The organism is Vibrio sp. 10N.222.55.B11 (genome assembly GCF_041473705.1).
Classification (GTDB): domain Bacteria; phylum Pseudomonadota; class Gammaproteobacteria; order Enterobacterales; family Vibrionaceae; genus Vibrio; species Vibrio crassostreae_C.
Map to the genome: position 1 here is coordinate 454,850 of NZ_JBFRST010000004.1, position 8,687 is coordinate 463,536.

Here is an 8,687-nt window from a genome sequence, read left to right on the forward strand (position 1 = left end):
CATCAATACTTCTCTTACTGCTTATTTAAGTATGATACCGGTTTAATAACTATGAATATAATTACACCTTTACTGTCAGATATAGATAGCGACTTTAATTCAATCATCATCAATAAAATAAGTCGTTACTTTCTCATAAAAAACCATAAACAGGACATATCTATAATCAGCCACTTAGATGTAAGGTTAGTATTTTTTATATTGAATAAAACGGATGAACTTCAACTACTTAAAATGGCACTATCTATTTGTGAAAACTTGAACAAGCGAATTGTTATTATTTGTACAGATCAGATACCTAATAACGTTCGAAATCATAAGAATGTATTCTTCGTAATTGAAACAATCAGTCATCATCTGACCAGTTCATTCGAAGAACTAAAGCATAAAACCCAACACATCTTTGAAGCACATTTCGACCTCGATCGAGACATGAATAACAATAACCAAGAACCGACAAAACAGTTTACTTCTGAAGTTGTTAACTTTGTTATGGATAACATTAACAAGGAAATAAGAGAAACAGACATAGCTGAAAAATGTCACTGCTCAGCAACCTACTTTTCTAAGAAGTTTCATCTACACTTTGGAGTAAGCTTTAGAGACTTTGTGTGCGATAAACGAATCCTGTTAGCCAAGAAGTTAATCGAAGCCGATACCGAATCAAAAATAGCTGTAATTTCTTATCAATGTGGCTACAAGGATGTGTCGTATTTTTCAAGAATTTTTAAGAAAAGGACGGGCGTAACCCCTGCAAGCTATAGACGTGCCTGCACAGATAACAGAAAACGCTAATTTTACTCCCTAAAAGAAAAAATCATGGTACATTTAACATGATTTTAACAAAAATAACCAAAAATAACTTAGCGAAAAACATGGAGTTAGACAATGATTCAGCCTAACGAGTTTAGCCAAGAACAAGCAACAGCTCTCCCTACACCCAATGACATGATTTTAAAATGGGCAGAAGAACGCCCAGATGAAGTCTATTTGAAACAGATTATTAATCGCCAATTTGTCGAATTTACTTATAAAGAAGTAGCAGACAAAGCACTGAAATTGGCGTCAGCATTAGAAGGACTCGGAGCCCAACCTGGCGATCGAGTCGCTCTCGTATCGAAAAACTGTGCAGAATGGTTCATCTGCGATCTTGCCATGATGTTAGGAGATTTTGTCAGCGTCCCAATCTTTCCTACAGCGGGTGCAGACACCATTCAGTACTGTATTGAACACAGTGAAAGTAAAATTGTGATTGCGGGTAAGCTTGACGATCCTAAAGCCACTCAAAAAGTACTTGATGACAATCCGAGCTTAGTGAGTATTTCACTACCATACGACAGTGCAGCGAAGTGCCAACACACTTTCGAACAGCTCATTGATACACATGAACGATCAACCAAACGCCCTCAGCATCACGACGATAAGCTTATGTCACTTGTTTATACATCGGGTACATCAGGGTTACCAAAAGGCGCAATGCTCACGTACGGTGCGTTTACTTGGTCTGTTCAAAGGTTGATTGACCATATTGGGATCCAACCTGGCGATCGCCTGTTTTCTTACCTACCGCTTGCTCATATTACAGAACGCGTTTACATCTTTGGTTCTTCAGTAATGGGGGGCGTGGTTACGGCTTTCCCAGAATCTTTAGACACCTTTATTGATGATGTGAAAATGCATCGCCCTACACTGTTTATTTCAGTTCCTCGCTTATGGACTCTGTTCCAGCAGCGAATCCAAGACAAATTGCCACAGAAGAAACTGAACTTCTTATTGAAGATTCCGTTTATCAACAACATCATTAAGAAGAAGCTTGCTGATGGCTTAGGGTTAGACCAAGCTCGTGTTCTCGGCTGTGGTTCTGCACCTGTATCACCCGCTCTACTCGCATGGTATGAGAGTGTTGGCCTGCACATTACCGAGGCATGGGGCATGACAGAGTCTTTCGCCTACAGCACGCTCAACTACCCATTCAGAGCCGATAAAATTGGTACGGTTGGTAATGCAGGTCCAGGGATCGAACTCAAAATAGCTGAAGATGAAGAGATTCTAGTTCGAGGCAAAGGCTTATTCTCTGGTTACTACAAGAATGATATTGCAACCCAAGAGTCTTTTAACTCGGATGGTTGGCTTCATACCGGTGATATCGGTGATATCGATAGTGAAGGTTACCTAACGATTCGTGGGCGTAAGAAAGATACCTTTAAAACAGCTAAAGGTAAGTTTGTTGCCCCTGTACCAATCGAAAACAAACTGTTTGAGTACAGCCGCGTAGAAATGATGTGTTTGATAGGGCTTGGCCTACCAGGCCCAATCCTACTTGTGGTACCGCATGACTTCCCTAATTTCGATAGAGCTCGCTATGAGAAAACGACAAAGCGCGTTATCGAGAAAATGAACGAGCAGCTCGGTTCACATGAGAAGATCAAAGGTGTATTGATGATTAAGGAACCATGGAGCATTGAGAATGGCGTGTTAACCCCGACTCTCAAAATCAAGCGACATATCCTTGAGCAGAAATACCATGAAGTTGGTCATAACTGGCCGAAAGATAAATTGGTGGTTTGGGAAGAATAACCATGACTTCCACCTAACACTGAATAAAGAGTGCTACTAAACTGAAACTAGCACTAAGAGGGAGCTTGAGAGCTCCCTCTTTTTATATGACCCACTTTCTGTTGGCCTTTCTTCCTATTGACCGTTTTTCTACTGACAGCCTTATTGCAAGTAAACCGACCCGCAGACAACTATTACAAGGTTAACCTGATAATTACGTCTAACATCTCATCAAAACAAGGACCTAGCGCCTCTTCATCGATGGCATGACAATACACTCCTTCAAGCTGAGCAGGGTCATAATCCGCACTAAGATCAGGATCATCTAATAGCGCACTAGAATTCGCCATCCGTAGCAATAAGTCTTCACCAAACTCGCTATCAGGTCCTGTCGCTGATGTTAGAGATGAACCTAACCCTAACGTAAATACATAAATATCTTCCGTTCTGGCTTTTTCCGCAATATCTTCGACGAGATTACGCGCAACCCGATTTACACGGGTATACAAATCATTCGCTGAATGACTATCTGGATCATATTGCGCGACTGGACGCAACGCATGAGACGGATTTAGAATGTTGAACTCGGTGGCGCTTGAATCATGAGTCGTGTAGTACTGGGGCATCTCACTGATATGGTCATCAATATCATTTCCCTCATAGCCACCAGATAAAGTGGTGGCTATCGAGTCATGCCTCCAAAGCCCTCTCGGCGTACCACTGGAACCATCGCTTGATCGAATAGCGCCCGTATGTGAATCCCCGTCCTCAAAATCAAACGTGGTTGCAAAGGTGTTTGGTGCTCCATCGGTAAAGAACACGATCACTTTCAAATTTGCCGGATCAGTCACCGTTCTCAGTTCATTCAGAGCTCGATACATCCCTTCCGATGCATTGGTATATTGTGCGTTCGAGGTACTACCAAAGTTAAAGCTATCAATTTCAGATTTGATAGTGCTTCGACTGTGTCCTCGAGTCGATGTGAACCCAACAGGTACCTCTGCCCCAAACGCAAATTTCACCAACGAGATACGATCAAAACCTTCATGAAAATTCTCAACGAATGACTTAGACCTATCGATGACATCTTGAGTCACGTCGCCGATACTCCCTAACCTCAAAGATGTTGTGTTATCAATCACTAACACTAAATCTACAGGGCGGCGGATCGACTGTGCGGATACACCAGGGTTAAACGTGTCTAGCCCTATCAATGGCAAAAAGACAGTGGGCACTTGCGCTGTTGCTGAGATATCGATAGAGATATTACCAAACGAATCATTAGCGAAATTGACTGCGCCTAAGCTAGGAGTGGCTGAATAGAAGTCTGCGGGGATATTAGCTGCAAAATATTTTTGAGCAGCTGCCCGTCCAGCATCTTCGCCATTAGCGACCGCCCTTGCAGCCGCAATGCTGGCTGCATCGACCGCGGCAAATAATTTCGACTTAACAATATAAGCTCGACCAGCATCAACAGAAAGACCAACAACTAAGAGTATAAAAGGCAGCGCAATAATTGACATCAAAGCCACTAACCCACGACTGTAACGATATTTGATTGGGGTTCCCTTATCCATATCGACCTCCCTTACATATATGTTGTGTCGCTCAGAATGTATTCATCATCAAACACTCGACTAAAAATAGGCGAGTAGTCGTAAAAGACTTCAACGCTGTACACAATCTCTCCATCATCAAGTGCAACCGCTAAGTTGTTAACAACAGGAGGATCATCAGCATCCACATCCGAGCACTCTCCATCATTGGCCCAATTGCTGCAGCTCGCCCAAATAGCACTGTTTTTACTTAACCCGTGCTGGTTCCATCGATACTGACTTTTAATGTATGGAGAAGCATCTTCTTGACCGACCAACTCAGTAATGTAAATAACGCCGTCTTGCGTTAAATCCAAAGTGCCTGATGTTGTCGCTATGATGTCCATGACTTCTTGTGGGGTATCAGTGTTACTTCGCGAGATAATGTTTCCACCTTCTCGACTGATACTGATAATAACGTGGTTAGCTTGAATGAGATGTGTTATGTCGACAGCCGCCACGATCAGTAGCATAAATAAAGGCGCTATCAACGTCATTTCGATTGCTGCAAAACCTTTCTGAGCGGCTTTTTTCAATTTAAAAGGAAACATCCAGTCCCTCCCTAAAAAGCTTCGTTTTTCATCGCTGCGCTGACGGTAAATTTGAATTTTCCATCATCGAGCAAAACATACATATAGGGATTTACAGATGGCCACTCACAATCAAGATGAATAGAAATAATGTCTCCAGAACCGCCAAAGCCGGTGATTGCATTACCATAGACATCTTCAACACGTATATTCTGAACATCCATCACTTTATCGAGTAAACCGCTCGACGATTGAGAGATTTTTTCCAAGATAGCCGCTTCGCGATCACTCGATGAGTCAGGATCCAAGTCAGAACGACCTGTAATGGCATATCTTGCCCCCTCCCTTGCCGAGTGTTGCATGGTCAGTTTAACGAACCCATAAATACCAAGGTCAACAACCGTTAAAAAAAGCGCAAAAAACAGGCTCACCACAATCGTAAATTCGATAATAGCGATACCTTTTATTTTGGATTTTAGACCGCTTCGATAGCGGTTACCTTCTGAACCTCTTGAAATAAATTTCATACAGCCCCCACCCTTTCGTCTTTCTATTCATCCTATCTAGCCCAATAGAATCCTAGGAGATATAGAAAGACTCAACATTACAGATATAGAATTGATAAATGAGTTATTCAAGCAGCATTCAATTAATCAATTTCAACACTATTAATACGGAGGTGGATTCAAACTGTTTTTTGTTTAATTTAATTTAATTCAATTGCTTATATAAAATTAAAGGTTCTAATAAAACATAGTAATTTAATTTTCATTTATTAATCCCAAAAATAACTGTCTGTTTTATATCCATTAGACAAAGAAAGGAAAAAAACATTATGACGCTTTTTTTATATAAATCAGAGTTAAAGTCTCAAAAATAAGACAACGTAAATTGAAAACTAAGCATTTAGTTTAGTAGGAATGGATTTTTATAAGTACTCGATGATTAATGGGTAAAGTCAGGCTGGATTAAGCGAGTACAAATGAATATTGTGGCCGAGATATAACCAGCGAAACTAGCCTTCACGCTAATGGATACATAAGTCATGATTATAAACATTTAGTATAATCAGAAGCATCGTTATTCTCTTACTCTAACCCTATATCTTCTTTCATCCTACGACTCAGATGTTCTGCACATAAAACCTTATTCTGTTTCGCCTTAGCCTTACCTCCTTTGATCTTATTATTTTTAAACAACTTAGTCCCATAAATTTTGTCCAACGGATTAATGCTTCCATAATTACTCTCTTGTATTTGCCATCGTTCTGTCGTTATTATGAAAACAACCTGTTCGATAAGCGAACAACCATTTCTAACAAGAACTATAAGAAGACGTTATGGATAATAGACTACGCCACCTTTCCTGACTTCGTTACTTCGAAGTCGCAGCTCGCTTGAGTAGCTACAGCAAGGCAGCAGAAGAGCTCCTTGTTAGCCAAGCTGCTGTCAGCCAGAAGATTCGACAGTTAGAAGAACAGGTTGGATGTAAGCTCTTTATTCGTAAGGGGCGTGCAATGACTTTGACGCATGAAGGGCACACACTTTTTAGACATGTCTCTGATGGATTTCAAGATATTCTGCTGGGGTTAAACAAGATCCAATCAGAACCTATTCAAGGGCTACTTGTTGTTAGAAGTCCCCCCTCTTTTGCTTCTCGTTGGTTACTGCCTAGGCTGTGGAAGTTCTCGGTAAAGCACCCAGAGATCCCAATTAAGATACTAACAGGGTGTGATACACCAAATTTAAAACATGGCGAAATTGATGTGGCTATTCGACAAGGTGAAGATCTATGCGTTGAAGAAGGCTTGATTCTTGAGATGCTAATCAACGAACCGGTTTACCCTTTTTGTTCCCCTAAACTCGCAAACTCTTTGAACTTCACATCACCTGAACAACTCCTCAAATGTTGGCTGATTCAGTTTGATAGCGGTTGTTTCCCGTGGGATGAATGGTTTAGGCAAGCAAACATATCGACTCAAAGCAGCACCATTCAGTGGATGGAAGTCGGTACCTTTGATATGGGGCTAACCACGGTCATGGCGGGACATGGGGTTTGCTTGGCAACAGACAGCTTAGCTGGTGACTTCATCGAACGCGGCTTACTAGTGAAGCCCTTTGATATAGGCATGACACCTGGGGTTCAAGTCAACCTATGCTTTGATCCTAACTCCCCGAGAGAAGAGCGTATTACCGCGTTCACCAATTGGTTGCACGAAGAAGTAAACGAGCTATTGGAGAGTTAAATCTCATCTCCCACTTCTTTATATAAACTATAAACTTAACTCAACATAGAACGGTAACGTAAACCTGCCGACACCGACAAAACTATGTTGAGTTAAAGCAACGTCGAGTTAAAAGCTACGTTGCCTTGAATCACTCCCAAAATGACTTCTTCAGTTCTTTCTCGACTTGTTCCGACGTAATCCCGATATCTCTAAGTAAATAATCGGGTAGCTCAGACAGTTGCTTTCTGGTTCTACGATTTTGAAAGTACAGGCTTAATTTAGAATAGAATTTCTTAATTGATAATGATGACAAAAATGAATGGTTGGTATTTGCTGTTGCTGTGATCGTATTCATAGCCTTTCTCCTGTTGATCTTTTGCTTTGTTGTGGTCAATAATCAACCAGCAGAGCAACGTCGACAAACGATAGATACTGGCATTCAGTTAAGGAAAACTAATGTGAGAGAACGAACCCCACCATTCCAAGGGATCTACTATTTTTATACGGCAGCTGAAACAGGCAGTTTTAAGCTGGCAGCAGAAAAGCTATTTGTCACAGCCGCAGCAGTCAGCCAACAAATTCGCCAACTTGAAGAGTGGTTAGGCGCAGATCTGTTTATTCGCCAACACCGAAAAATAGTATTAACTCATGAAGGCGAAGTACTGTACCTACAAGCGAAGAAAGGCTTTGCCCATATTCAAGATGGGGTCAGACAAATAAACCAGGACCCAAATCCCACTCAGCTGTCGATCTCGACCGTTCCATCTTTTGCCCAGCATTGGTTGGTGCCAAGGATTGGGGATTTCAGAGAGAGACACCCAGATCTTTCTATGTTGATTGAACCGACCAATAAGCTGATCACCTTTGAGGATTCGAGTATCGATATCTGTATACGCTATGGGCACGGTAACTACCCAAATCTAGAGTCGCGCTGGCTAATGGATGAAGTGTTATATCCTGTTTGCCATCCGCTCTATCAGGAGAAGTATGGAATATACAGTGTCGAGGACCTGCACAAAGCCGAGCTAATTGAAGACCGATGGCCAGACATGGATTGGTCAATATGGCTTAATGAAGTAGGCGTTGAAGGCGGTCACACCACGTTGCAGTTTGATGGCTCTCACTTTGTACTAGAAGGGGCACTCTCTGTTCAAGGAGTCGCTTTAGTCAAACACAGCTTGGTGTATCGATACCTGCAAGAAGGGAAGCTAGTTAGAATTGGTCATACAGCGCTAAGACCAAAATACAACTATTTTTTATGTGCGCCACCGGGATACTTTCATCGCGATAAGATTCAACGCTTCTCCAAATGGATAGAAACGCAGGTCAGTGAGTTTGGTAACAAAGGAAGGGAAATGCTCAATATCGTCGATACCGACTTCTCATTGAAATGGTCGGGAAACTCTGATGGCTAAGCTGATATACTGAGAGCAAATAAATGACGGGTAAATCTCATGACACAAGACAATAATCCACTTCACGGTATCACTCTACAGAAGCTACTGACTGAATTAGTTGAACATTACGGTTGGGAAGAGTTGAGTTACATGGTGAACATCAACTGCTTTAAAAAAGACCCGAGCATTAAATCGAGCTTAAAATTTTTGCGTAAAACAGATTGGGCTCGTACCAAGGTAGAGCAGATTTACATCGACTTAAAGCGTTAATCTCTCCCTACTTTATCTGTCCCGTGTTGATTAAATACGGGACAACCCCTGTGTCTACTTTTTAGGGGCCATATCAATATCACATCTCACATCTCGCATCTCGCATCTCGCA

Annotated in this window: 8 protein-coding genes and 1 pseudogene; 5 read left to right on the forward strand and 4 right to left on the reverse strand. The window is 41.6% G+C overall.

All coding sequences use genetic code 11. The features are described from left to right. Positions 1 to 51: 51 nt before the first annotated feature. Together AB4503_RS03230 and AB4503_RS03235 are read left to right on the forward strand one after the other, a co-directional pair. A complete protein-coding gene (locus AB4503_RS03230) occupies positions 52 to 795 on the forward strand; it encodes a helix-turn-helix domain-containing protein (protein ID WP_372113601.1) in 744 nt (247 codons plus the stop codon). 93 nt (positions 796 to 888) lie between these two features. Next, positions 889 to 2,577, forward strand: a complete 1,689-nt coding sequence (locus AB4503_RS03235; RefSeq protein WP_017068215.1) for an AMP-binding protein — start codon at positions 889 to 891, stop codon at positions 2,575 to 2,577. Positions 2,578 to 2,750: 173 nt separating this feature from the next. Here AB4503_RS03235 and AB4503_RS03240 read toward each other — a convergent pair whose 3' ends face one another. The 3 genes from AB4503_RS03240 to AB4503_RS03250 are packed head-to-tail and all read right to left on the reverse strand — an operon-like array spanning position 2,751 to position 5,208. After that, positions 2,751 to 4,133 carry a VWA domain-containing protein gene (locus AB4503_RS03240; protein ID WP_017063296.1) on the reverse strand — a complete coding sequence of 461 codons (1,383 nt, stop codon included), beginning with the start codon at positions 4,131 to 4,133 and terminating at the stop codon, positions 2,751 to 2,753. Positions 4,134 to 4,144: 11 nt separating this feature from the next. Further along, positions 4,145 to 4,702 (reverse strand): TadE/TadG family type IV pilus assembly protein, encoded by a 558-nt coding sequence (locus AB4503_RS03245; RefSeq protein ID WP_017063295.1) that lies wholly within the window; start codon positions 4,700 to 4,702, stop codon positions 4,145 to 4,147. An 11-nt stretch (positions 4,703 to 4,713) separates the two neighbouring features. After that, a complete protein-coding gene (locus AB4503_RS03250) occupies positions 4,714 to 5,208 on the reverse strand; it encodes a TadE family protein (RefSeq protein ID WP_017063294.1) in 495 nt (164 codons plus the stop codon). An 812-nt stretch (positions 5,209 to 6,020) separates the two neighbouring features. Here AB4503_RS03250 and AB4503_RS03255 point away from each other — a divergent pair. Next, a pseudogene (locus AB4503_RS03255) lies at positions 6,021 to 6,926 on the forward strand (LysR substrate-binding domain-containing protein). A gap of 130 nt (positions 6,927 to 7,056) precedes the next feature. On the opposite strand, the gene AB4503_RS03260 reads toward AB4503_RS03255, so the two are convergent. Beyond that, entirely contained in the window at positions 7,057 to 7,263 is a 207-nt protein-coding gene (locus AB4503_RS03260) for a DUF1127 domain-containing protein (RefSeq protein ID WP_017063291.1), read from the reverse strand. Between the two features lie 103 nt (positions 7,264 to 7,366). Here AB4503_RS03260 and AB4503_RS03265 point away from each other — a divergent pair, with 103 nt between their 5' ends. Next, the gene (locus AB4503_RS03265; RefSeq protein WP_136973757.1) at positions 7,367 to 8,323 is read left to right on the forward strand and encodes a LysR substrate-binding domain-containing protein; all 957 of its coding nucleotides are present in this window, start codon (positions 7,367 to 7,369) and stop codon (positions 8,321 to 8,323) included. Positions 8,324 to 8,362: 39 nt separating this feature from the next. Next, positions 8,363 to 8,575 (forward strand): VF530 family DNA-binding protein, encoded by a 213-nt coding sequence (locus AB4503_RS03270; RefSeq protein ID WP_012604684.1) that lies wholly within the window; start codon positions 8,363 to 8,365, stop codon positions 8,573 to 8,575. The last annotated feature ends 112 nt before the right edge of the window (positions 8,576 to 8,687 follow it).